Genomic DNA, 24,681 nt, shown 5'->3' on the forward strand with positions numbered 1-24,681 from the left:
TCACACTTAACAGGAGGTTTGCTGTGAAGCCTTTGCACGTCTGCAGTTTGTTCGCCGTAATCTGTTCCACCGCCGTCCAGGCTGAAAGCTATGTGATCGGTGTCGAGAAACTGGCCTTCGCCCCGCATTACAGCATTGACGCGCAGGGCCAGTACCAGGGGTTTGCCCGTGATCTGTTTGACCTGTTTGCCCAGAAAAGCGGGGTGGAGCTGAGTTACAAGGTGCTGCCGGTCGAGCAGTTGCTGCCTGCGCTGCTCAATGGTCAGGTAGACCTGAAGTACCCGGACAGCGACACCTGGGCGCAGACACAGAAGGCTGGTAAGCCACTGATCTACAGCCAGGCTGTGGTCGACTATGTTGATGGCGTGCTGGTGGCGCCGCAGCTTCTGGGTCAGCCAATTGAGCAGGTTAAACTTCTGGCCATGGTCAATGGCTGGACCCCTTGGGGCTATCAGGAGCGGATCGATGCCGGGCAGATCGATCTGACCTACAGCGATGACCTGCGCCAGATGATTCGCCAGGCGTTGAAGAAAGATACCGACGGTGCCTATTTCAACGTGGTGGTGGCCACCCATTACTTGGACAACATCCGTGCTCGGCCTGGTGCCCTGGTATTTGACCCAACGCTGCCGCACAACCGTGGCAGCTTTAAGCTTTCAACCCTCAAGCACACCGCCTTGATGCAGCGCTTTGACCGTTTTCTGGTCGAGCAGAAGAGCGAAATTGCCGCGCTGAAAGAACAGTACAAAGTCGAGGCCAATCTGGATCCCGAGCGTATCGGCCTGGAGCAATGGAAGCTGGATTTCCTGGAGCGGAAAAAGCTCAAGGAAGCGCAGACGCAGTGATGTGATGAACCTACAAAAGCCGCTCCATTGAGCGGCTTTTTTCTGCGCATAACAGTGCCATGGGGGGAGGTGCGGATCATGTCCACGAAAAGGTGATCGCGGCCACGGGGCGCCTCTACAGGCTGCGCGGTGAAAATAAAAAAGGGATGGCATCGCTGCCATCCCCTTGGATTGCAGAGGCCGCCTACCCGGCGATCCGCATCAAGCCCATCGGCTTAGAAGTGGTACTTGACCAGCGCTTGTACCGCGGTCTGATCGAAACCATCGGTGGAGCCGTCGATTGGTTTGACGCCGTACTTGTTGTGCCACATGTTCAGCTCGGTACCGACATACAGCTTGCGCTCTTCGCCGAACAGCGCCTTGCCCGCATCCCACTTGATCTGGATCGAGGAGCCAACGGAGGTCTGGGTGCCAGCGTCCTTGGACGGTGCGCGCCAGTCCACATAACCGTCGATCACAAAGCTCTGGTCGCCAATGGCGAAGGGGTAGGCGCCGGCCACGGTCAGCTGGGTGGTGTAGCCGTTACCCTTGTCGCTGGCCTTGAAGTCATGGTCGAAGAAGATGTGGTTGTTGATCTTCACGCGGTACAGGTTGGTCTGCAGGAAAGCGAAACCCGGTGCGTCCCAGTCCAGGCCGATACCGTAGAGGTAGTTTTCGGTGCCTGGACCGCCGTTGCCTTTCTCATAGGTGAAGGCGGCTTTGACGTCTTTGATCGGACCTACAGAGAGGTCCTGGCCGGTCAGCCAGCTGAGGCTCACGCGCGGCGAGAACTCCATGTAGTAGAAGCTGCTTTTCTCTTTGACCTTGAGGTTGCCGAAGTTGCTGCCACGCGCCTGGCTGTTGTCTGCGTCGATGTAGTCGAGGAAGAAGAAAGTATCGCCCCAGGTCCAGCCGCTGGCGTTTTCCAGGGTGAAGGTGCTCTGTGAACGCTGTTCTTCGGCGTTGTTGTTCAGGCGCTGGAAGTTGCTGCCGTAGAGGTAGGACAGGCTGGTGTCTTGCCAGAGGAAGGCGCCTTCGGCGCAGGCGTGTTGTGCCGACAGTAGCGCGGTGGCGAGGGCAATCGAGTGAGGCAGGTGCTTCAGTTTCATCACGTTTTCCTTATTGTGGACTTACAAGGTGGCGCGTCTGTGCGGCGGGGCGCAGAAGCATACAGTGGATCATTCAGGGCGATGGCAAGCCCGTTGCTCTGGCCAGGCGCATGCGTGCGATACACGACGCATGGGTGCAGAGGGGCGTTGCGGTGTGTGTTTGGGTGTGGCCGGTAGGCTGTGCAATCGGTGCACAGGGCGGGCATGGGCCGGCAGCGATATTACGCGCAAGCGTAATCCAGGCGTAGCTGGGGTGTGGAAGCTGCGAGTCGTGGACATGTCATAGCCTGCCAGTTGTTGTTCTTGGTCGTGGGCTTACACGAGGCTTCACGGGGCCTCTAGCTGATCAGGCAGGAAGTTGTCCGGCGAGTCAGAATGAGTCAACTATAACAATTTGTTTACATCGTTTAAAACAATTTATTTTAATATTGTGCACAAAAATATACCGCCAGTCAGATTGCTTGCAGGCCTCGTCAATCGTGGTCTACAGCGTTTCTGATAAGGGGTTTCAAGCTGGGAAGATGGACGGCGGGGACGGGTGTTACGGCGGCAGGAAAGCAGCGAGGAAGGGGGGCTGGCAAAGGCAAGCCGCACCCGTAGGTGCGGCCTGATACGGCTTAGTTGAGTTGCGCGCCCTGGTCGATCCACGAGCCGATCAGCTCGCGCTCTTCCTGGGTCATCTGGGTGATGTTGCCCAGCGGCATGATCTGCGAAGCAACGCTTTGCGCATGGATCTTCGCGGCCTGGGCCTTGATCTGCTCAGGCGTATCGAGGATGAACCCGGCCGGTGGCGCAGTGAACATCGGGCTGCTCGGGGTCGCCGAGTGGCACACGCTGCAGCGCTGCTGAATCACGCTGCTGACCTTGGCAAATTCAACACCCGCTGCTGCTGGGGCAGTGGCGGCAGGCTCTGTTGGTTTGCTGGGCTGTTCGGCGGCCTTGGCCACTTCCGGGTGACCGCTGACGCCAGTGGCCGGCACCGGTGCGTACTGGATCACCGCCGCTTGTGGTGCCTCGGGTGCCGCGGTTTTCAGGCTCGGGCCGCTGACGTAGGCCAGGCAGATCATGCCCAGGGCTGCGGCAGGCAGGGTCCAAACGTACTTGCTGCTGTCATGGCGGGTGTTGAAGTAGTGGCGAACCAGTACCGCCAGCATCGCGATGCCCGCCAGGATCAGCCAGTTGTATTGACTGCCGTAGGTGCTCGGGAAGTGGTTGCTGATCATGATGAACAGCACCGGCAGGGTGAAGTAGTTGTTGTGGCGCGAACGCAGCAGGCCTTTGGCTGGCAGGGTCGGGTCTGGCGTGGTGTTGTCTTCGATGGCCTTCACCAGCGCGCGCTGGGCCGGCATGATGGTGAAGAACACGTTGCCGACCATGATGGTGCCGATGATTGCGCCGACATGGATATAGGCGGCGCGGCCGCTGAAGATCTGGCTGAAGCCGTAGGCGGCAGCGATGATCAGTACGAACAGCACGGCACCGAGCAGGGCCGGGCGTTTGCCTAGGGGCGAATCGCAGAGGAAGTGGTAGGCCACATAGCCCGCGATCATCGAGCCGAAGCCGATGACGATGGCCATTTCCGGGGCCAGATCAACGCCGGGCTTGACCAGGTACAGGCTCGGGTTGAGGTAGTAGACCACCAGCATCAGGGCGATACCCGACAGCCAGGTGAAATAGGCTTCCCATTTGAACCAGTGCAGGTTCTCCGGCATTTTCGGCGGAGCCAGCTTGTACTTTTCCAGGTGGTATATACCGCCGCCGTGGATCGCCCAGAGGTCGCCGGAGAGGCCTTCACGGGGATTGCTGCGGTTGAGGTTGTTTTCCAGCCAGACGAAATAGAAGGATGCGCCGATCCAGGCAATGCCGGTGATCATATGGATCCAGCGGATACCCAGGTTCAGCCATTCAGTAAAATGCGCTTCCACAATCAGTACCTCTTTCCCAGTGCCGGCACGCCGGTCCTCTGGGCTTCTCTTATTGGTGGGGGGCGAGGAGCAGCAGCTCGTCGTCGGTAAAGAAATGCTCATCGCAGTTGTTGCCAGAACCGCTGCGATCAACCACCAGGAAGTCATCCCGCTTTTCGATCGTCAGCACCGGGTGGTGCCAGACGCCGCGATGGTAATTAATGCCCTGCCTGCCATTGCTGCGGAAGGCGCGGACCAACTCTGATTCAGGTGCATCGCCAACTGGCGCGACCACGATCAGAAAGGGGTTGCCGAGCAGTGGAATAAACGCCTGACTGCCCTGCGGATGGCGCTCCAGCATGCGAATGGTCAGCGGCATATCCAGCGCCTCGGCACTGAAAATGCTGATGATCGCCTTATCCTCTGGCTGTGCGGTCTCGACCGTGGCCAGTTTGTGATAACGGCGAGTGGAGCCATTGTTGATCATGAAGTACTCGCTGCCGTCGGTTTCGATAACGTCACCAAAGGGGGCGAAGGCTTCTTTGCTCAGCGGCTCGATGATCAATGTGCGCATGTTGGTCTTCTTGTTCGTTTGTTTATGCCCCTCTCCCAATGGGAGAGGGGTTTCATTGGCTTACTTGGCGACTTTGCCGAACAGGCGCAGGCGGCTGATACCACCGTCCGGGAACACGTTCACCCGTACGTGGGTGATCGGGCCCAGTGCCTTGATCTGCTCGCTGAACTCGTGCTCGGCGTGCATCTGCAGCTTCTGGCTCGGCAGCAGTTCACGCCAGAACAGGCTCTGGGTTTCGATCTGGCTGTCGGTACCGCCTTTGACGAAGGCACCCTGGATCGAGCAGCTGTCCGGGTAGTTGCCTTTGAAGTGCAGGGTGTCGACGACGATGCGCTCGATCTCGCCCGGATGGCCGAGGGCGACAATCACCCAGTCGTTACCTGGGGTACGGCGACGTGCAGTTTCCCAGCCGTCGCCCATGTTGATGCCACGGCCCGGGTTGAGGATGTTGCTCATGCGGCCGAAGTGTTCGTCCGAGCAGGCCAGGGCGCGACCGCCATTCAGTGCAGAAGCCAGGTCAACTTCTTCGTTGTCACCTACGTTCGACCAGTCGCGGAACGGTACGCCGTAGACGCGCAGACGGGCGACGCCGCCGTCTGGGTAGATGTTGAAGCGCAGGTGGGTGAAGGCCTGAGCATTGGCGATTTCATGGTAGTGGTGGCTATTGCCTTGCAGCTCGACTGCGGCCAGCACTTCGGTCCATTGGGTGGCATCGGTCGGGTCGCCTTCAGCGACAAAGCAGCCTTCCAGGGATGCCGACGGCGGGAAGTTACCGGTGAAGAAGCTGGTGTCGATGTCCACACCCTTGATCGAGCCCGGTACGCCCAGGCGGATCACCGCGCTGTCGTAACCTTCGAAGCGCTTGCGGCGCGACTCCCAGCCATCCATCCACTTGCCGTTATCATCGAACACGCCCTCCTTCCATACGGCCGGGGTCGGCTGGAACAGACGGTTAACGTCGGCGAACCAGTCGTCGGTGACCGAGATGGCCTTGGTGCCCAGGCGTGCGTCGGCGAGGTTGACGTATTTCTCAAAGGGTACGGCGTAAGCTTTCATGAAATGTCTGCCTTAGATGATGGCGTTGGGGGAGGACGGTGTGCTTGAAGCGTGTTCAACGTCTGCTGCGCGTCGGCCCTGCTGCGTTAAAAACAGTCTCGAAATGCTCATTTACACCAGTAAACTCCGCTTTCTCGCCTGTTTTTGCCTTGCATTGCTCTAGCTCGCGAGACGTTGAGCTCTTTTTTCAAAGCTGCTGCAAGCGGAACAGCGCGATCTTGTTGATCTCGGCCAGGGCACAGGCGAATTCCTGCTCCGGGGAGTTGTGAATCCGCTCCTCGAAGGCCGCCAGGATCTGGTGCCGATTGCTGCCTTTCACCGCCATGATGAAGGGGAAGCCGAACTTGGCCTTGTAGGCATCGTTCAGTTCGGTAAAGCGGGCGAACTCTTCTGCGGTGCATTCATGAATGCCCGCACCGGCCTGCTCCGACGTCGAAGAGGCGGTTAACTCACCACGAACGGCTGCCTTGCCGGCCAGATCCGGGTGAGCATTGATCAGCGCCAGCTGTGCAGCGTGGCTGGCACTGAGCAACAGGTCGGCCATGCGCTGATGCAGGCCGTTGATTTCGTTGATGCTGTCGTCCTGGCCCAGGTCAAAGGCCTTTTCGGCGACCCAGGGCGAGTGCTCGTAGATGTCGGCGAAGACTTTTACGAAGTCTTCGCGGCTCAGACGGGACGGGGTCAGGGTTTGAAAACGGCTCATTTCGAGCTCTCCTTGGATGGCTCTTGCAGCGGATGGGTCGCGTGCCAGTGTTTGGCGATGTCGACGCGGCGGGCGCACCAGACTTTTTCGTGGCTTTGCACGTATTCGAGAAATTTTGCCAGTGAGGCCAGACGCGCCGGGCGGCCGAGCAGGCGGCAGTGCATGCCGATCGAAAGCATCTTTGGCGCGCCGGCCACGCCTTCGGCGTAGAGCACATCGAAGGCGTCTTTCAGGTACTCGAAGAAGTCATCCCCCTTGTTGAAGCCCTGCACCTGGGTGAAGCGCATGTCATTGGTGTCCAGGGTGTAGGGGATCACTAGGTGCGGCTTGGCCGCGGTGCTGGCGGGATCCCAGTAGGGCAGGTCGTCGTCGTAGGTGTCGCTGTCATACAGGAAGCCACCTTCTTCACGCACCAGGCGGCGGGTGTTCGGCCCGAGGCGGCCGGTGTACCAGCCCACTGGGCGCTCGCCGGTCAGTTCGGTGAGGATGCGGATGGCTTCGAGCATATGCTCGCGCTCTTCGGCTTCGCTCATGTTCTGGTAGTCGATCCAGCGGTAGCCGTGGCTGCATATCTCGTGACCGGCGGCGACCATCGCCTTGATCGCATCCGGGTGACGCTGTGCAGCCATGGCCACGGCAAAGATGGTCAGTGGGATGTTGTGTTTCTGGAACAGGTTGAGCAAACGCCAGACACCGGCACGGCTGCCATACTCGTAGAGCGATTCCATGCACAGGTTACGCTGGCCTTGCAGCGGTTGTGCCGCGACCATTTCGGAGAGAAACGCCTCGGACTCCTTGTCGCCGTGGAGGATGTTGCGTTCGCCACCTTCTTCATAGTTGAGAACAAACGACAGGGCGATGCGCGCATCATTCGGCCAGTGCGGGTGGGGCGGGTTGTTGGCGTAACCGATCAGGTCGCGTGGATAGTCAGCGCTCACTGCAGTCTTCCTTCTTGCTGTTGTGGCGGTCATAAGGCAAGTGTTAGCACGTTGCACGACCGTGATGGGTCAATTGTATACAAAGTGATTTGTGTTTTGTAAATCGAAAATTCACTTATTTTGCGAAAAAGTGCGTTGAAAACGAATTTGTCCAAGCTGTCAGGAGTTTTCCGTTAAAACCAGAGCTGGCAAGCGCTTGTCCATGATTTAGGTTTGCCTGTGCTTGGCTATTAACGCAAAAAATAGCAAATTATTGTGTACAATTATTGGTGTAAATGTCTTATTCTCTGGCTCAGATGCTCTGCTGGGCAGTCGTTATGGCGGCTGCTCTGACTGCTCTGGCGAATTTCAATAAAAGTAGAGGAGGTGCGGCGTCTGTGCTGGCTGGTTCACGCAGATGCCCATACGCAATGGGACGATTGACTACACACGTACTGGATGCTGCCCACGGTTGCCCTGGCAGCGAGCTGAAGATCGAACTGTATCGCGTTGAAGGGGCTCAGCTTGAGCTGCTGAACAGCGTTCTCACCAACCACGATGGCCGCTGCGATGCGCCAGTGCTGCAGGGTGATGAATACCGCAGCGGCGTGTACCAGCTGCACTTCCATGCTGGTGATTATTACCGTGCGCGCGGCGTGAAACTGCCTGAGCAGGCCTTCCTGGATGTGGTGGTTCTGCGCTTTGGTATCGATGCCGGCCAGGAGCATTACCACGTGCCCCTGCTGATTTCCCCTTACAGCTACTCCACCTACCGCGGTAGCTGAAACCGAATGCTTGTCACCCTCTGACTCCATTCAAGAGTCATTAGCCCGCCCACACTGCGGGCTTTTTTTTGCCTGCAATCTGAGTAGCTGAGTGGGGGGGGGCGCGAAGCCCAGGGCTGTGGGCCTCGCGAGTTCAGCAATAACGTTAGCGGCTAAGCAGTGAGGCAGCGCCGGCACCGCCAAACAGCGCAGCACTGATACGGTTGAACCACACCTGGCCTTTGCCTGAGCGCAGGTAGCGCGCTGCACCCTGAGCGCTCATGCCGTAGAACAGCTTGCAGCACAGGTCGAGCACCGCCCAGGTGGCAATCATCACCAGCAACTGGCCCAGCATGGGGCGTTCGGCGCTGATGAACTGCGGCAGGAAGGCGGCGAAGAACAGGATGTCCTTGGGGTTGCTTGCGCCCAGGCCGAAGGCTTTCCAGAACATGCTGCGAAAACTTGGGTTGACCGGCTGCTCTTCAGCCGTCACAGGCTTGGCCGCTTTGCGTGACTCCTGCCAGCTCTGCCAGGCGAGGTAGAACAGGTACAGCGCGCCGACAATCTTCAGCAAGCTGAACAGCTGTTCCGAGGCCAGCAGCAGTGCGCCAAGGCCAAGGGCTGAAGCACTCAACAGGCAGATCGAGGCTGACACGCCACCGATAAAGGCCGGAGCCGAGCGGCGCAGGCCGTAATTGAGGCTGTTGCTGACCATCAGCAGTGACAGCGGGCCAGGGATCAGGATCACCACCAGTGCAGCGCTTGCGAACAACAGCCAGGTTTCCAGACTCATTACCGATTCTCCAGATGTACGAAAGCCCCAGCGCACTACGCCGGGGCTCGTGTGTTAACGCGCCAACCTTACAGGAAGACGAACTTGGCCAGGCAAATGGCCGCCAGTGCGTAAAGACTGACGGTGATTTCTTTGTGGCGGCCGGTGAACAGTTTCAATGCCACGAAGGTGATAAAGCCCAGTGCCAGACCATCGGTGACCGAGAAGGTCAGCGGCATCATCACCACGGTGATGATCGCCGGGATGGTGTTGGTGTGGTCTTCCCAATCGATGTGCGCCATGCCGCTCATCATCAGCATGGCGACATAGATCAGGGCGCCAGCGGTTGCGTAGGCGGGGATCATCCCAGCCAGCGGAGCAAAGAACATCGCAGCAATAAACAGTACACCGACAGTCACTGCGGTAAGCCCGGTACGGCCACCGACGGCGACACCTGCCGCACTTTCCACGTAGCTGGTCACGGGTGGGCAACCAACCAGGGCACCCAGGGCGCTGGAGGTACTGTCGGCCTTCATCGCCTTGCTGAGGTTTTCGATATGACCGTTTTCATCCACCAGCTTGGCGCGCTGCGCTACACCCATCAGGGTGCCGGCGGTGTCGAACATGTGCACAAAGAGGAAAGCCAGAATCACGCTGATCATGCCGACTTCGAAGGCACCGGCAACGTCCATTGCCAGCCAGGTCGGAGCCAGGCTTGGTGGCATGGAGAACAGGCCGCCGTACTCGACCATACCCAGCCCCCAGCCAGCCAGGGTGACGGCGAGGATGCTGATGAGGATGCCGCCAAATACGCGGTGGTATTCAAGGATGGCAATCATCAGGAAGCAGATGGCCGCGAGCAGAGGGCCTGCTGTGGTCAGATCGCCCAGTTTGATCAGGGTCGCCGGGCTGGCTACCACGATACCGGCGGTTTTCAGGCCGATCAGGCCGAGGAACAAACCGACCCCCGCGCCCATGGCAAAACGTAGGCTGCTGGGAATGCTGTTAAGCAGCCATTCGCGGATTCGCGAGAAGGTCAGGATCATAAACAGCACGCCAGACAGGAATACGGCGCCAAGCGCGGTTTCCCAGCTGTAGCCCATTTCGCCAACCACGGTGTAGGTAAAGAAGGCGTTCAGGCCCATGCCCGGTGCCAGGCCGACTGGCCAGTTGGCGTACAGCCCCATCAGGAAGCAACCCACTGCCGCGGCCAGGCAGGTAGCCACGAAGGCTGCCCCGTGGTCGATGCCGGCGTCAGCCATGATGTTGGGGTTGACGAAGATGATGTAGGCCATGGTGATAAAGGTAGTCAGACCTGCGGCCAGCTCGGTCTTGATGGTGGTGCGGTGCTGGGTGAGCTTGAACAGGCGTTCAATCAGGCCAGTTCCCGGCGGCGTCACTGCGTAGGGTGCGTGTTGTTCTTGTTTGGCGCTTTCCACAGGGGTACTCCTCATCTTTTGTTGTGTGCCACCCAGAGCCTGTGCTGCGCGCTGCTCGACTCTTGAGGTAGGTGGTGTGTTTGGGCTTGCTGGCGTGTTAGCTGACTTACTGGTCAAGAAATCACACTGAGGCCGATTATGATGTTGTATACAAAAAAAGCAAATAATGTTTCTGGTTAAAATCCGGGATGTACTCGGTTTTTTAATCTATGCAAAACAGATGATTTACTGAGGGCGCCAAGACGGGTTCCTGATAAAACGCGGAAGGTGTCAGCAAACGCTTGTGCTGCGTGGCTTTGCGTCTTATCGCGGAGCAGTTGTAAAGCGATTTAAAAGCTGCTTTCTACAAAGCCGATACGGCTCTCACCTCGCAGCATTTTTTCTGCTGCGCGAGTGGCACGGTGGATCACGTCTTAAAAAGACCTGCTCATGCACATTTGCCAGGTGGTTATGCTGTGATGGCGGTGTACGCACTGATCACATTGTGTACAATGCAAAGGCTTTTTATTTGTGACTTTTCACTGACTTACCTTGCCAACCAGTGGGTAACTCACAGTAGAGTTGCATCAGCAACCGCCGAATCCAGATCACGCGAGCCACAATGAACGAACAATTGCAGCCCCTAAAGAAGCAGACGCGCGAAGGCAAAAGCACTCGCAGCGGGACTCAGGACGATGTCGTTTATGCCCATATCTTTGATGCCATTCTTGAACAGCGTCTGGCTCCTGGCACCAAGCTCAGTGAAGAGGCGCTCGGTGAAATCTTCGGCGTCAGCCGCACTATCATTCGGCGCGCCTTATCGCGTCTGGCCCATGAAGGCGTGGTGCTGCTGCGCCCGAACCGTGGCGCGGTGGTGGCCAGCCCGGGGGCAGAAGAAGCCCGGCAGATCTTCTATGTGCGCCGCATGATCGAACGGGCGATTACTGAGCTGGCCTGCAAGAACGCCAAGCCAGAGCAGATCGCCGCGCTGCGCCAGATGGTGATCGATGAGCGTGACTGTTTTGCCCGTGGCGATCGTGGCATGGGCATTCGCCTGTCCGGTGAGTTCCACCTGAAGCTTGCAGAGGCGGCCGGTAACCTGACCCTGCTGGGCTTTCTGCGCAGCCTGATTTCGCAGACCTCGTTGATCATCGCCCTGTACGAAAGCAACAGCCGCACGCATTGCTCGGATGCCGAGCACGATCAGGTGATCGACGCCATCGAGGCCGGTAACGTTGAGGTGGCCGTGGACCTGATGATGCGCCATATGGACAGCGTCGATGCCAAGCTCAATCTGGACGGTGAAACCGCCTCCGATGACTTGCACGCGGTGTTCTCGCACCTGTTGCCAGGTAGCAAGAAGAAAGCCGCAAGCCGCTGATTGACGATACCGACCCAAGTAAAAAGCCCGCTCAGTGAGCGGGCTTTTTCGTTGCTGGGGTTTGTGCGCGTCAATCGCGGCGATGCACCGACTGGCCGGCAGCAAAGGTTTCCTTCACCGCGCGGTCATCGCCGAGCATGGTCAGGGCGAAGAGTTTTTCGTCCAGGGTCTTGGCCTGCTGCATGCGGTAGCTGATCAGCGGTGTGGCGTTGTAGTCGAGCACCACGAAGTCGGCGTCTTTGCCGCTTTCGAAGTTGCCCAGCTTGTCGTCCAGGTACAGTGCATTGGCCCCGCCTAGGGTCGCCAGGTACAGCGACTTGAACGGATCGAGCTTCTTGCCTTGCAGCTGCATGACCTTGTAGGCCTCGTTCAGCGATTGAAGCTGACTGAAGCTGGTGCCCGCGCCGACATCGGTGCCCAGGCCGACGCGCACGCCGTGCTCTTCGAGCTTCTTGAGGTCGAACAGGCCGCTGCCGAGGAACAGGTTGGATGTCGGGCAGAAGGCCACGGCCGAGCCGGTTTCGGCCAGGCGTTTGCACTCGTCGTCGCACAGGTGCACGCCGTGGGCGAATACCGAACGTGCGCCGATCAGTTTGTAGTGGTCGTACACATCCAGGTAGCCCTTGCGCTCGGGGAACAGCGCCTTGACCCATTCGATTTCCTTGCGGTTCTCGGACAGGTGGGTGTGCATGTACAGGTCCGGGTATTCGCTCAGCAGCTGGCCGGCCAGGGTCAGCTGCTCCGGGGTGCTGGTCGGGGCGAAGCGTGGGGTCACCGCGTAATGCAGGCGGCCCTTACCGTGCCAGCGCTCGATCAGCTCCTTGCTGTCGGCGTAGCCGGATTCCGCAGTGTCAGTCAGGTAATCCGGGGCGTTGCGATCCATCAGCACCTTGCCGGCGATCATGCGCAGGTTCAGTGCTTGGGCAGCTTCGAAGAAGGCGTCTACCGATTGCTTGTGCACGGTGCCGAATACCAGGGCGGTGGTGGTGCCGTTGCGCAGCAGCTCTTTCAGGAAGATACCGGCCACGTCGGCAGCGTGGGCCTTGTCGGCGAACTGCTGCTCGGTGGGGAAGGTGTAGGTGTTCAGCCAATCCAGCAGCTGTTCGCCGTAGGAAGCGATCATCCCGGTTTGCGGGTAGTGGATGTGGGTGTCGATAAAGCCGGGGGTGATTAGGGCATCGCGGTATTCGGTGATGTCCACGCCTTTGAGGGTGGGTAGCAGGTCGGCGGCATGGCCAACTTTGGCCACTTGGCCGTTCTCGACGACCAGCACACCGTCTTCAAAATACTCATAGGAGTGCTCAACGCCCACCACGGCAGGGTCGGCAAGGCTATGCAGGATGGCGGCTCGGTAGGCTTTGACGGTGGTGCTCATCGTGTGAATCTCATCAGTAGAGTGCGCCATGCGCACCTGGGAATGGGTGATGGGTGCGCACAGCGCACCCTACGAGTTAAGGTTCGGATCAGGATCGGCGTGAGGCCGGTAACAGCCTGGCCACACTGGATTCGCCTTTCTTCACCTCCTGACCGAAGGTTGCGTTGTAGGTGGCGATCACTTCGCCGGCGATGGACACGGCAATTTCCACCGGTAGTTTGCCTTTCACTTCAGACAAGCCCATCGGGCAGCGCATACGCGCCATCACATCCTCGGTGAAGCCGCGATCACGCAGGCGGTGTTCGAATTTGGTGCGTTTGGTCTGCGAGCCGATCAGGCCGTAATAAGTGAAGTCATTGCGTTTGAGGATTTCTGCCGTCAGCTCGAGGTCGAGCTGGTGATTGTGGGTCATGACGATAAAGTAGCTGCCGGCGGGCATGCGTTCGATCTCGTCGATCACCTCTTCATTGACCACTTTTTCCACTCCGGCGGGGATCTGCGCCGGGAATTCGTTTTCCCGCGAGTCGATCCAGCGCACCTTGCAAGGCAGGCTGGCAAGCAGCGGCACCAGGGCACGGCCGACGTGGCCGGCACCGAATACGGCGATCTGCGCCTGCGGCTGGCCCATAGGCTCGAACAGCAGCACAGTGGCGCCGCCGCAGCATTGACCAAGGCTGGCACCGAGGCTGAACCGCTCCAGGCGGGTGTCCTGACTGCGGCTTTGCAGCATTTCGCGGGCCAGCTCCATCGCCTTGAATTCCAGATGACCGCCACCGATGGTTTCGAAAATGCGGTCAGTGGTGACCACCATTTTTGAGCCGGCATTGCGCGGGGTTGAGCCGCGCTCTTCGATGATGGTCACCAGCACGCAGGGTTCACCGCGTTGCTGCAGGTCGGCGAGGGCGCTGATCCAGCTCATTTGCTCAGCCTCCAGGAAGGCGTGGTCTGTCCGGGGCGCGGCAAGCGCCAGTTGCTCGGCGATGGGGCGAGAATCGGCACCGGTGCCGGGCGAGCGGGTGGATTATTCGGTTCGGTGTGTTTTGTCATTGTTGTACACCTGTTGTTCCTGTATTCGTGGGCGGAGCTTCAGCGGCGACCGTCGCGGCTAAAGCCCTTCCCACGCCCCGTAGGGTGCTTGGCGTTACGCCGGTTCTACCTCTGCGGCGGCGGCCGACTTGGCGTTCCGCTGCAGCTTCTTCATTTGTTCCACGCCCCAGAGTACGCGCTCAGGGGTGGCCGGGGCATCGATCTGCGGTTGTACGCGGTAATCTGCCAGGCTGGCCACGGCGTCCTTGATCGCACACCACACGGCGATGCCGAGCATAAAGGGCGGCTCGCCGACGGCTTTGGAGTGGAACACGGTGTCTTCCGGGTTTTTGCGGTTTTCCACCAGGTTGACGCGCAGGTCCAGCGGCATATCGGCGATGGCCGGGATCTTGTAGCTGGCCGGGCCGTTGGTCATCAGCTTGCCCTTGCCGTTCCACACCAGCTCTTCCATGGTCAGCCAGCCCATGCCCTGAACGAAGGCACCTTCTACCTGACCGATATCGATGACTGGGTTCAGCGAGGCGCCGACGTCATGCAGGATGTCGGTGCGCAGCATTTTGTACTCACCGGTCAGGGTATCGACTATCACCTCAGAGCAGGCGGCGCCGTAGGCAAAGTAGTAGAACGGCCGGCCGGCGGCCTTGTCGCGGTCATAGAAGATCTTCGGCGTGCGGTAGAACCCGGTGGAAGACAGCGACACCTGGCCGAAGTAGGCCTTCTGGATCACTTCCTCGAAGCTCAGGAACAGATCGCGTACGCGCACCTGGCTGTTGCGGAATTCAACGTCTTCCGGGGTGACCTTGTATTCGCGCACCAGAAAATCAACCAGGCGCTGCTTGAGGGTTTCGGCGGCGTTCTGCGCGGCCTTACCGTTCAAGTCGGCACCGCTGGAGGCGGCGGTCGGCGAGGTATTGGGCACCTTGTCGGTGTTGGTCGCAGTGATCTGGATGCGCGAGATATCCACCTGCAGCACTTCGGCGACGATCTGCGCGACCTTGGTGTTGAGGCCCTGGCCCATCTCGGTGCCGCCGTGGTTCAGGTGGATCGAACCGTCGGTGTAGATGTGGATCAACGCGCCAGCCTGATTGAGGAAGGTGGCGGTAAAGCTGATGCCGAATTTTACCGGAGTCAGCGCCAGGCCTTTCTTCAATACTGGGCTCTTGGCATTGAACGCGCGGATTTCTTCGCGGCGCTTGGCGTAGTCACTGCTGGCTTCCAGCTCGGCGGTCATCTCGTGGATAACGTTGTGCTCGACGGTCTGGTGGTAGTGGGTGACGTTGCGCTCGGTCTTGCCGTAGTAGTTGGTCTTGCGCACTTCCAGCGGGTCTTTGCCGAGGCTGCGCGCGACCGCGTCCATGATCTCCTCGATGGCGACCATGCCCTGCGGGCCGCCGAAGCCGCGGTAGGCGGTGTTCGACGCAGTATTGGTCTTGCAGCGGTGACCGTTGATGGTGGCGTTGCCGAGGAAGTAGGCGTTGTCGGAGTGGAACATTGCGCGGTCAACAATCGAACCGGACAGGTCGGGCGAGTAGCCGCAGTTGCCGGCCAGTTCGATCTCGATACCGTGCAGCAGGCCGTTGTCGTCGAAGCCGACGTCGTATTCGACGTAGAACGGATGGCGCTTGCCGGTGATCTGCATGTCCTCGACACGCGGCAGGCGCATCTTGGTCGGCCGGCCGGTGAGGTGGGCGATTACCGCACACAGGCACGCCGGGCCTGCGGCCTGGGTTTCCTTGCCGCCGAAACCGCCGCCCATGCGGCGCATGTCGATGACGATCTTGTGCATCGGTACGCCCAGCACTTCAGCGGCCAGCTTCTGCACTTCGGTGGCGTTCTGTGTCGAGGTGTAGATGATCATGCCGCCGTCTTCGGTGGGCATGACCGAGGAAATCTGGGTTTCCAGGTAGAAGTGTTCCTGGCCGCCGATATGCAGGCTGCCTTGCAGGCGGCGTGGCGCGGTGGCCAGTTCGGCGGCGGAGTTACCAATCTTGTGCTGATGGCTGTCGAGCACGAAATGCTTTTTGCGCAGCGCATCGACCACGTCCAGCACCGGTTCGAGGTCTTCGTACTCGATGATCGCGGCCATGGCCGCCTTGCGTGCGGTTTCCAGGCTGTCGGCACCGACGGCCAGTACCACCTGGCCGACGTATTCGACCTTGCCATCGGCCAGCAGCGGATCACCGGCAACCACCGGGCCGATATCCAGCTGGCCAGGTACGTCATCCTTGGTGATGGCAATGGCCACGCCGGGAATGGCGTAGCAGGGGCTGGTGTCGATACTGACGATGCGCGCATGGGCGCGGTCGCTCATGCGGGCATAGACGTGCAGCTGATTGGGGAATTCCAGGCGGTCGTCGACATAGATGGCTTCGCCGGAGACGTGTTTGTCCGCGCTTTCATGTTTGACGCTCTTGCCGACGCCAGTGGTGATGTCGGCGCGGAACAATTCGGCCAGTTCGGCTTGGGTTTTGTGCTGGATGTGGTTAGACATAGGCGGTCACCCGGGTTTCGACTTCGGGAGCTTGCAGCTCGAGGAAGAATTTACGCAGCAGATTCTGTGCGGTGAGCAGGCGGTATTCCTTGCTGGCGCGGAAATCGCTGAGCGGGGTGAAATCTTCGGCCAATGCGGCGCAGGCGCGTTCAATCACGCCCGGATACCAGGCCGAGCCTTGCAGCGCGGCTTCACAGGCTGCAGCGCGTTTCGGGATGGCGGCCATGCCACCGAAGGCGATGCGTGCGCTTTGCACCACGCCATCTTCGACCACCAGATTGAAGGCGGCGCAAACGGCAGAGATATCGTCGTCCAGGCGCTTGGACACCTTGTAGGCGCGGAACGCCTGGCTGGCCTGGTGACGCGGCACGATGATCTTCTCGATAAATTCGGCTTCCTGACGGGCAGTTACCTTGTAGTCGAGGAAGTAATCTTCAAGTGGCAGGGTGCGGCTGCTGTTGCCTTTGCGCAGGACGATCTGTGCGCCGAGGGCGATCAGCAGCGGCGGGGCGTCACCAATCGGTGAGGCGTTGCCGATGTTGCCGCCCAGGGTGCCCTGGTTGCGAATCTGTAAGGAGGCGAAGCGGTGCAGCAGCTCGCCGAAGTCCGGGTAATCCTGGGACAGGGCAGCGTAGCAATCGGAGAGAGCAGTGGCCGCGCCGATCTCGATGCTGTCAGCGGTGACTTCAATGCGCTTCATCGACTCGATATGGCCGACGTAGATCATCACCGGCAGTTCACGGTGGAACTGGGTGACTTCCAGGGCCAGGTCGGTGCCGCCGGCGAGCAGGCGAGCTTCGGGGTTGGCCGCGTAGATATCGGCAAGATCAGCGACAGTCAGCGGCAATAGGCAGCGTTTGTCGCCACTGTTGAGTTCGGCGGTTTCACGCGGAGCGATGGCTTTCAGCTGGGCGACGGTTTGTGCTTCGGCAGCATCAAACTGGTCTGGCTGTTTCTGGCAGCAGGCCTGTTCGGCGGCATCGATAATCGGACGGTAGCCGGTGCAGCGGCACAGGTTGCCAGCCAGGGCTTCCATGGTGTCAGCCTTGTCAAAGCCGTTGCTGTTCTTCTGCAGGGCGAACAGCGACATGACAAAACCAGGGGTGCAGAAGCCGCATTGCGAACCGTGGCAGTCGACCATGGCCTGTTGCACGCTGTGCAGTTGGCCTTTGTGCTTGAGGTCTTCAACGGTAATCAGTTGTTTGCCATGCAGGCTGGAAACGAAGGTCAGGCAGGAGTTGAGGGTGCGATAACGCACGCGCTCACCGTCCAACTCACCGACCACCACGGTGCATGCACCGCAGTCACCAGAGGCGCAGCCTTCTTTGGTTCCGGATTTGCCAAGATGCTCACGCAGGTAATTGAGCACGGTGACGTTTGGGTCGAGGGCATGCTCAGTACGCAGCTCCCGGTTGAGTAAAAACTGGATCAAGGACGACCTCCAGGCACTTTTATTGTTCTCGTATCAGGCTCTGTTGAAACGGCTGCGTTGGGCAACGCAGCGTTTCCACACGGCTTGGCATGAGGCCAATCTAGAGTTTTCTGACTTTTGGGTCAATAAATATTTGACTCTTTGGTCAGGCGATTGTCATACGATTCAGTTATGAGCGAAAAAGCTTCGCAGCTCAGCTAAACGCTAGCTGCTTTTGTGCCAAGCCAGGTGCTGCAGAAAAACGTAGGCGAGAAAAAACGCCAAGGGTGAGAGCCCTTGGCGTTTTTTGTTTCGGTAACTGCGTTTAGGAATGGGTCAGCTGTGAATCAGTCAATTGGTGCTCTTCGCCGGCGTAGTAGGCGCGTACTCGCGGATCCATTACTGCGCGCCACAGTGGCGGGAACAGTGCCAGGACGATCATCCCGGCATAGCCATTGGGCAGTTGCGGGCTGTCTTCGAAGTGACGCAGTACCTGATAGCGGCGTTTGGCGTAAGCGTGATGGTCGGAGTGGCGCTGTAGATGAAAGAGAAAGAGGTTGGTCAGTAGGAAATTGCTGTTCCATGAGTGCGTTGGATTGGTGCGCTCATAGCGGCCGTTGTCCAGCTTGCGCCGATGCAAACCGTAATGTTCCACGTAGTTGACGATTTCCAGCAGGGTAAAGGCGACCAGCGACTGGGCAATAAAGAACAGTGCACCGAGCCAGCCGAAGGCCAGGCTGAAGCCGAGCAGGAACAGCGCACTGATGGCGTACCAGGCAATCAGCTCGTTGCGCCAGTGCAGGGCGGGTAGATTTTTACGTTTCAGGCGTTCGGCTTCCAGTTTCCAGGCATTCAGGAAGTTGTGTTTGTAGGCGTGTGGCAGAAAGGCGTAGAGGCTCTGGCCATAGCGCGAGGAGCTGGCGTCTTCCGGGGTCGATACATGCACATGGTGACCGCGCACGTGCTCGATCTTGAAACCGCCGTAGCACACGGCTGCGAGTAGCAGGCCGCCTGCGTTCTGCTCCAGTTGCGGGTCCTTATGGATGAACTCATGAGCCACGGTAATGCCGATCGCCCCGGTGACGGTGCCAACCGACAGCACCCAGCCCAATTGGCCAACCCAGCTCCAGGCTTCATGGTTGACAAAGACCCAGCCAGCCCAGCCAAGCATGCCCAGCAACGCGGGCACGGTGACCAAACTGAGCAGGCGGTAGTAACCCTGCTGTTCCATTTGCGGTACTTGCACAGCCTCATCCGGGTTGGCCGGGTCGCGGCCGATGATGAAATCCAGCAGCGGGATCACGCCGAACACCACGATCACCACCAGCCAGGGCCAGGCGTTGGCATAGTGGCTGTCCAGCGACCAGTAATAGCTCAGGGGGATTCCCAATACCGGGATCAACCAGAACCAGTAGCCGATGCTTTTGATGGCAAGCATCCAGTTTGAGGGCAGGCGTTCGAACATGGTGGCTCCGTACTTGTTATTGTTGGAATGGGGTGCTGGTAGGATTGTAGGACAATCTGTTTTTGTGACCATCCCCCATCAGCCCACCTTTTGGTTTGAAAGCAGGGCACAGGCAGCCTTGGCCCGGTAACACCCTGTGTTACACTCGCGCCCTGCGTTGCAGGGCCCAAGTCAAGCCAGGCGTGGGTTTGAGCCCCTTGTTTGCCCCCAATAGGTCAGATAGAGCCTAAGGATCATCATGACGTTCAAGGCACCGGATAGCCTCGCTGAGCAGATCGCCCACCATCTTGCCGAACGCATCATTCGTGGTGAGTTGAAGGCGCGTGAGCGGATTCAGGAACAGAAAGTCACCCAGGCCCTGAACGTCAGCCGTGGCTCGGTGCGCGAGGCATTGCTGATTCTGGAGCGCCGCCACCTGATCGTGATCCCGCCACGCCGTGGTGCGCAGGTCGCAGAATTGACGCCGCACAACGTCAAGAGCCTCTATGCCCTGGTCATGGAGCTGTACATCCTGCTGGGCAAGGCCGTGGCAGACAGTTGGCAGGTCGAGGCTGATCTAGCGCCATTTCTGGCGATACAGCAGCGCCTGCAGGACAGCCTGCTGCGTGAAGACATCGACGGCTTTGTCGAAAGCAGTTTCGACATCATGCGTGCCGCTTTCCCGTTCTCCAATAATCCCTATTTGCAGGAAACCGTAGAGAACCTGTTGCCAGCCATCAGCCGCACCTATCACCTCGCGCTGGAACGACGCAAAGGCGAGATGGGCCAGTTCCTCAATACCTTTGCCGCCTTGCTGCAGGCGATCATCGCCCGCGACCACCATGCCATCCGTGAGGTACTGCTGGGGTACGGCGAGCACAATTGCCAGTTGGTGCTGGCTGCACTGGCTGAAGCCTAAGGAAGACGGTTCATGCGGCTCAAGTGCATCAAGCTGGCCGGCTTCAAGTCGTTCGTCGACCCGACCACGGTAACCTTCCCCAGTAATATGGCGGCAGTGGTCGGGCCTAACGGTTGCGGCAAGTCGAACATCATCGACGCCGTGCGCTGGGTAATGGGCGAGAGTTCGGCGAAGAACCTGCGTGGCGAGTCGATGACCGACGTCATCTTTAACGGCTCGAATACCCGCAAACCGGTGACCCAAGCCTCCATCGAGCTGATCTTCGACAACTCTGACGGCACCCTGACCGGCGAATACGCGGGCTATAACGAAATTTCGATCCGCCGCCGGGTGACCCGCGACAGCCAGAACACCTATTTCCTCAACGGCACCAAGTGCCGTCGCCGCGACATCACCGACATCTTCCTCGGCACCGGCCTGGGCCCGCGCAGTTACTCAATCATCGAGCAGGGCATGATCAGCAAACTGATCGAAGCCAAGCCGGAAGACCTGCGCAACTTTATCGAGGAAGCCGCCGGCATCTCCAAGTACAAGGAGCGCCGCCGCGAAACCGAGAACCGCATCCGCCGCACCCATGAAAACCTGGCGCGCCTGACGGACTTGCGTGAAGAACTGGAACGCCAGCTCGACCGCCTGCACCGTCAGGCCCAGTCGGCAGAGAAATATCAGGAATACAAGGCTGAAGAGCGCCAGCTCAAGGCCCAGCTCATGGCTCTGCGTTGGCAGGCGCTGAACGAGCAGGTGGGCAGCCGCGAGGCAGTGATCAGCAACCAGGAAATCAGCTTCGAAGCGTTGGTGGCCGAGCAGCGCAATGCCGATGCCTGCATCGAACGGCTGCGCGATGGTCATCACGAGCTGAGTGAGCGATTCAACCTGGTGCAGGGACGTTTCTACTCGGTGGGTGGCGATATTGCCCGCATAGAGCAGAGCATCCAGCACGGCCAGCAGCGTCTGCGTCAGTTGCAGGACGATCTCAACGAAGCCGAACGCGCGCGCCTGGAAACCGAATCGCATCTGGGCCACGACCGCACGTTACTGGCGACCCTGGGCGAAGAGTTGGAAATGCTGCTGCCCGAGCAGGAGTTAACGGCCGCTGCCGCCGAAGAGTCCGCGGCGGGGTTGGAAGAGTCCGAAGCAGCCATGCAAGGCTGGCAGGAGCAGTGGGACGGTTTCAACCAGCGCAGCGCTGAACCGCGTCGTCAGGCCGAGGTGCAGCAATCACGCATTCAGCAGCTGGAACAGAGCCTGGAGCGCTTGGCCGAACGTCAGCGCCGTCTGAGCGATGAGCTGCAGCAATTAGCGGCTGACCCGGAAGATGCCGCGATTATCGAGCTGAGCGAGCAGATTGCTGCGGGTGAAATCAGTCTTGAAGATCTGCAACTTGAGGAAGAGCAACAAGCCGAACGTTTGCAGCAACTGCGCAATGACCTGCAGCAGGGCAGTCAGGCCCAGCAGCAGGCGCAAGGTGAGTTGCAACGTCTAAATGGCCGTTTAGCCTCGTTGGAAGCGCTGCAGCAAGCGGCGCTAGATCCTGGCAAGGGTGCTGGCGACTGGCTACGCGAGCAGCAGCTGAACGAACGTCCACGTCTGGCCGAAGGCCTGCGCGTTGAAGTTGGCTGGGAACTGGCGGTGGAAACCGTGCTGGGCGCCGATCTTCAGGCCGTGTTGCTGGATGATTTCCAAGGCCTGGATTTTGCCGGCTTAACCCAGGGCGACCTGCGCCTGGCCAGTCCGAACAAGGGTGGCGCGCGGGTGGCGGGTAGTTTGCTGGATAAGGTCGAAGCCAGCGTCGATCTGGCGCCTTGGCTGGGCAAGGTCAAACCGGTACAGAGCCTGGATGAAGCACTGGCTGCACGCTCGAGCCTGGCCGAAGGCGAAAGCCTGATCAGTCGTGATGGTTACTGGGTCGGTCGGCACTTTTTGCGGGTGCGCCGCGCCAGTGAAGCGGAAAGCGGTGTACTGGCCCGCGGTCAGGAAATCGAACGGCTGACGCTGGAGCGCGATGAGCGTGACGCGGCGTTGGCCGTACTGGATGAGCGCTTGGCCCACCTGCGCGAAAACCAGCGTGCTCAGGAAGAACAGCGTGAGCAGCAGCGCCGTTTGGCGCAGGACCTGGCCCGTCGTCTTGGTGAGCTGAAGGCGCAGCTGTCTGCCGGGCAGGCCAAGGTCGAGCAACTGCTGCTGCGCCGTGCCCGTCTGGACAGTGAGCTGCTGGAGCTGGCCGAGCAACGCGACATTGAACACGAGCAGCTGGGCGAGTCGCGTCTGCAACTGCAAGACGCCCTGGATGCCATGGCGACCGACAACGAACAGCGTGAAAACCTGCTGGCTCGCCGCGACAGCCTGCGTGAGCGTCTCGACCGTGTGCGCCAGGAAGCCCGCCAGCACAAGGACCACGCTCATCAACTGGCGGTGCGCCTGGGCTCGCTGAAAGCCCAGCATGACTCCACCCGCCAGGCTCTGGAGCGCCTGGAGCTACAGGCCGAGCGCCTGCACGAGAAGCGCGAGCAGCTCAACCTCAACCTGGAGGAGGGCGAGGCACCGCTGGAAGAGCTGCGTATGAAGCTCGAAGAGCAGCTCGACAAGCGCATGGCAGTCGAGGATGAGTTGAAGTTGGCGCGTCTGGCCCTGGAAGATGCCGACCGCGAACTGCGCGACGCAGAAAAGCGTCGTACCCAGGCCGAACAGCAGGCGCAGTTGTTGCGTGGCCAGCTGGAACAGCAACGCATGGATTGGCAATCGCTGACCGTACGGCGTAAGGCCCTGCAGGATCAGCTGCTGGAAGACAATTACGACCTGCATGGCGTACTGGCGACCTTGCCGACCGAGGCCAGCGAGAAAGCCTGGGAAGAAGAGCTGGAACGTCTGGCTGCACGCATCCAGCGCCTGGGGCCGATCAACCTGGCGGCGATCGACGAATACCAGCAGCAATCCGAACGTAAGCGTTACCTGGATGCGCAGAACGCTGATCTGGTCGAAGCGCTGGAAACCCTGGAAAACGTCATCCGTAAGATCGACAAGGAAACTCGCAACCGCTTCAAGGAAACCTTCGACCAGATCAACGGTGGCTTGCAGGCGCTCTTCCCGAAAGTCTTCGGCGGCGGCAACGCCTATCTGGAGCTGACCGGCGAAGACCTGCTGGATACCGGCGTAACCATCATGGCGCGCCCGCCTGGCAAGAAGAACAGCACCATCCATTTGCTCTCCGGTGGCGAGAAGGCACTGACCGCTCTGGCTCTGGTGTTTGCCATCTTCAAACTCAATCCGGCACCGTTCTGCATGCTCGATGAAGTGGATGCGCCGCTGGATGATGCCAACGTTGGACGTTATGCCCGGCTGGTAAAAGAAATGTCGGAAACCGTGCAATTCATCTATATCACCCACAACAAGATCGCCATGGAAATGGCTGATCAACTGATGGGCGTAACCATGCATGAGCCGGGATGTTCCCGATTGGTTGCAGTTGATGTGGAAGAAGCGCTGGCCTTGGTTGAATCCTGATGCGCGAGGCGGTGTAAAGTTATCTTTCGTCGTGCTAGCTTAATGCGCATTGTTATTAGGCGTGCCGCTATTAAATCAGGGAAAGGCCTGACAGAACATAGGCTTGGCGTCACGTAAAAGAATTAGCAAAATGGCCGGGAAGGCCTTTTTCATCACATTTTTATTAGGGGTTAAGGTATTTCATGGAATTCGGTCTGCGCGAGTGGCTGATTGTCATCGGCATTATTGTGATTGCCGGCATCCTGTTTGATGGCTGGCGGCGGATGCGTGGTGGCAAGGGTAAACTCAAGTTCAAACTTGACCGCAGTTTTGCCAACTTGCCGGATGACGACAGTGATCCGGATCTACTCAGCCCGCCCCGTGTTGTTGACCGCAGTCATGAGCCGGCTTTTGATGAAGAAGATCTGCCATCGCTGAGCGCCCGCGAACTTAATCGCCGTCGCGCCGGCGAACCACAACAGGGCGACCTTAACCTGGGGCTGGAAGAGCCGGTACCAACCTTGCTCAACCCGGTGGACGACGAACCCGTCAGCAAGCCCGCCAGCCAGAGCAAGGACAACCAGAAGGAATTGCCCCCGGTTGAAGAAGTGCTGGTGATCAACGTGATTGCGCGCAGTGAGGAGGGCTTCAAAGGCCCGGCACTGTTACAGAACATTCTGGAAAGCGGCCTGCGTTTTGGTGAGATGGATATCTTCCACCGTCACGAAAGCATGGCTGGCAATGGTGAAGTGCTGTTCTCCATGGCCAACGCATTGAAGCCCGGCACCTTTGATCTCGACGATATCGAAGGTTTCAGCACCCGTGCGGTGAGTTTCTTCCTCGGCCTGCCAGGTCCGCGTCATCCCAAGCAAGCGTTTGATGTAATGGTGGCGGCAGCGCGCAAACTGGCCCATGAACTCAACGGCGAGTTGAAAGATGACCAGCGCAGCGTGATGACTGCACAAACGATTGAGCATTATCGCCAGCGCATTGTGGAATATGAGCGCAAGCAACTGACCAATAAGCGCTGAGTTAACCCATGAAATACCAAGAGCAGCCAAGGCTGCTCTTTTCGTTTGAGAGAACACCGCA

The 24,681-nt window shown here is 59.2% G+C and carries 19 protein-coding genes; 6 read left to right on the forward strand and 13 right to left on the reverse strand.

From position 1 onward, the window contains the following. Window positions 1-23: 23 nt before the first annotated feature. Window positions 24-845 (forward strand): transporter substrate-binding domain-containing protein, encoded by an 822-nt coding sequence (locus tag ACSQ17_RS20425; RefSeq protein ID WP_436070334.1) that lies wholly within the window; start codon window positions 24-26, stop codon window positions 843-845. Window positions 846-1,060: 215 nt separating this feature from the next. On the opposite strand, the gene ACSQ17_RS20430 is transcribed toward ACSQ17_RS20425, so the two are convergent. The 6 genes from ACSQ17_RS20430 to puuE all read right to left on the reverse strand — a co-directional run bounded on the left by ACSQ17_RS20430 (window position 1,061) and on the right by puuE (window position 7,108). Further along, a complete protein-coding gene (locus tag ACSQ17_RS20430) occupies window positions 1,061-1,933 on the reverse strand; it encodes an outer membrane protein OmpK (RefSeq protein ID WP_233684978.1) in 873 nt (290 codons plus the stop codon). Between the two features lie 617 nt (window positions 1,934-2,550). Further along, window positions 2,551-3,858 carry a urate hydroxylase PuuD gene (locus ACSQ17_RS20435; RefSeq protein ID WP_436070335.1) on the reverse strand — a complete coding sequence of 436 codons (1,308 nt, stop codon included), beginning with the start codon at window positions 3,856-3,858 and terminating at the stop codon, window positions 2,551-2,553. 49 nt (window positions 3,859-3,907) lie between these two features. Beyond that, window positions 3,908-4,411 (reverse strand): ureidoglycolate lyase, encoded by a 504-nt coding sequence (locus ACSQ17_RS20440; RefSeq protein WP_257778366.1) that lies wholly within the window; start codon window positions 4,409-4,411, stop codon window positions 3,908-3,910. 60 nt (window positions 4,412-4,471) lie between these two features. After that, complete coding sequence (gene alc / locus ACSQ17_RS20445; RefSeq protein ID WP_436070336.1) at window positions 4,472-5,467, reverse strand: allantoicase; 996 nt, start codon at window positions 5,465-5,467, stop codon at window positions 4,472-4,474. Between the two features lie 187 nt (window positions 5,468-5,654). Then, the gene (gene uraD, locus ACSQ17_RS20450) at window positions 5,655-6,170 is read right to left on the reverse strand and encodes a 2-oxo-4-hydroxy-4-carboxy-5-ureidoimidazoline decarboxylase (protein ID WP_160087050.1); all 516 of its coding nucleotides are present in this window, start codon (window positions 6,168-6,170) and stop codon (window positions 5,655-5,657) included. Further along, complete coding sequence (gene puuE / locus ACSQ17_RS20455; protein ID WP_436070337.1) at window positions 6,167-7,108, reverse strand: allantoinase PuuE; 942 nt, start codon at window positions 7,106-7,108, stop codon at window positions 6,167-6,169. Before puuE ends, uraD begins: the two co-directional genes overlap by 4 nt. Before the next feature lie 410 nt (window positions 7,109-7,518). Here puuE and uraH point away from each other — a divergent pair, with 410 nt between their 5' ends. Further along, window positions 7,519-7,872, forward strand: coding sequence for a hydroxyisourate hydrolase (gene uraH / locus ACSQ17_RS20460; protein ID WP_436070338.1), 354 nt, complete (start codon window positions 7,519-7,521; stop codon window positions 7,870-7,872). A 145-nt stretch (window positions 7,873-8,017) separates the two neighbouring features. Here uraH and ACSQ17_RS20465 read toward each other — a convergent pair whose 3' ends face one another. Together ACSQ17_RS20465 and ACSQ17_RS20470 are read right to left on the reverse strand one after the other, a co-directional pair. Beyond that, entirely contained in the window at window positions 8,018-8,644 is a 627-nt protein-coding gene (locus ACSQ17_RS20465; RefSeq protein ID WP_436070339.1) for a LysE family translocator, read from the reverse strand. Between the two features lie 68 nt (window positions 8,645-8,712). Next, window positions 8,713-10,062: an NCS2 family permease gene (locus tag ACSQ17_RS20470; protein ID WP_436070340.1), complete on the reverse strand. Its 1,350-nt coding sequence runs from the start codon at window positions 10,060-10,062 to the stop codon at window positions 8,713-8,715. A 601-nt stretch (window positions 10,063-10,663) separates the two neighbouring features. Between ACSQ17_RS20470 and ACSQ17_RS20475 the strand changes: the two genes are divergently transcribed. Further along, window positions 10,664-11,422, forward strand: a complete 759-nt coding sequence (locus ACSQ17_RS20475; RefSeq protein WP_090253579.1) for a GntR family transcriptional regulator — start codon at window positions 10,664-10,666, stop codon at window positions 11,420-11,422. Between the two features lie 70 nt (window positions 11,423-11,492). Here the strand turns inward: ACSQ17_RS20475 and guaD are convergent, their stop codons facing one another. The 5 genes from guaD to ACSQ17_RS20500 all read right to left on the reverse strand — a co-directional run bounded on the left by guaD (window position 11,493) and on the right by ACSQ17_RS20500 (window position 19,211). Continuing rightward, window positions 11,493-12,797 (reverse strand): guanine deaminase, encoded by a 1,305-nt coding sequence (guaD, locus tag ACSQ17_RS20480; protein WP_436070341.1) that lies wholly within the window; start codon window positions 12,795-12,797, stop codon window positions 11,493-11,495. 88 nt (window positions 12,798-12,885) lie between these two features. Further along, entirely contained in the window at window positions 12,886-13,716 is an 831-nt protein-coding gene (gene xdhC / locus ACSQ17_RS20485) for a xanthine dehydrogenase accessory protein XdhC (protein ID WP_436070342.1), read from the reverse strand. Between the two features lie 222 nt (window positions 13,717-13,938). Next, window positions 13,939-16,335 (reverse strand): xanthine dehydrogenase molybdopterin binding subunit, encoded by a 2,397-nt coding sequence (gene xdhB / locus ACSQ17_RS20490; RefSeq protein WP_436070343.1) that lies wholly within the window; start codon window positions 16,333-16,335, stop codon window positions 13,939-13,941. Then, window positions 16,328-17,767: a xanthine dehydrogenase small subunit gene (xdhA, locus tag ACSQ17_RS20495; RefSeq protein ID WP_436070344.1), complete on the reverse strand. Its 1,440-nt coding sequence runs from the start codon at window positions 17,765-17,767 to the stop codon at window positions 16,328-16,330. Before xdhA ends, xdhB begins: the two co-directional genes overlap by 8 nt. 304 nt (window positions 17,768-18,071) lie before the next feature. Further along, on the reverse strand, window positions 18,072-19,211 hold the full coding sequence (locus ACSQ17_RS20500; protein ID WP_436070345.1) for an alkane 1-monooxygenase: 1,140 nt from the start codon (window positions 19,209-19,211) through the stop codon (window positions 18,072-18,074). A gap of 238 nt (window positions 19,212-19,449) precedes the next feature. Between ACSQ17_RS20500 and ACSQ17_RS20505 the strand changes: the two genes are divergently transcribed. The 3 genes from ACSQ17_RS20505 (at window position 19,450) to zipA (ending at window position 24,620) form a co-directional block, all read left to right on the forward strand. After that, on the forward strand, window positions 19,450-20,109 hold the full coding sequence (locus tag ACSQ17_RS20505) for a GntR family transcriptional regulator (RefSeq protein WP_436070346.1): 660 nt from the start codon (window positions 19,450-19,452) through the stop codon (window positions 20,107-20,109). 12 nt (window positions 20,110-20,121) lie between these two features. After that, window positions 20,122-23,610, forward strand: coding sequence for a chromosome segregation protein SMC (gene smc / locus ACSQ17_RS20510; RefSeq protein ID WP_436070347.1), 3,489 nt, complete (start codon window positions 20,122-20,124; stop codon window positions 23,608-23,610). A 182-nt stretch (window positions 23,611-23,792) separates the two neighbouring features. Beyond that, entirely contained in the window at window positions 23,793-24,620 is an 828-nt protein-coding gene (zipA, locus tag ACSQ17_RS20515) for a cell division protein ZipA (RefSeq protein WP_436070348.1), read from the forward strand. The last annotated feature ends 61 nt before the right edge of the window (window positions 24,621-24,681 follow it).

This window comes from Pseudomonas sp. LjRoot71 (genome assembly GCF_964253255.1).
Classification (GTDB): Bacteria; Pseudomonadota; Gammaproteobacteria; order Pseudomonadales; family Pseudomonadaceae; genus Aquipseudomonas.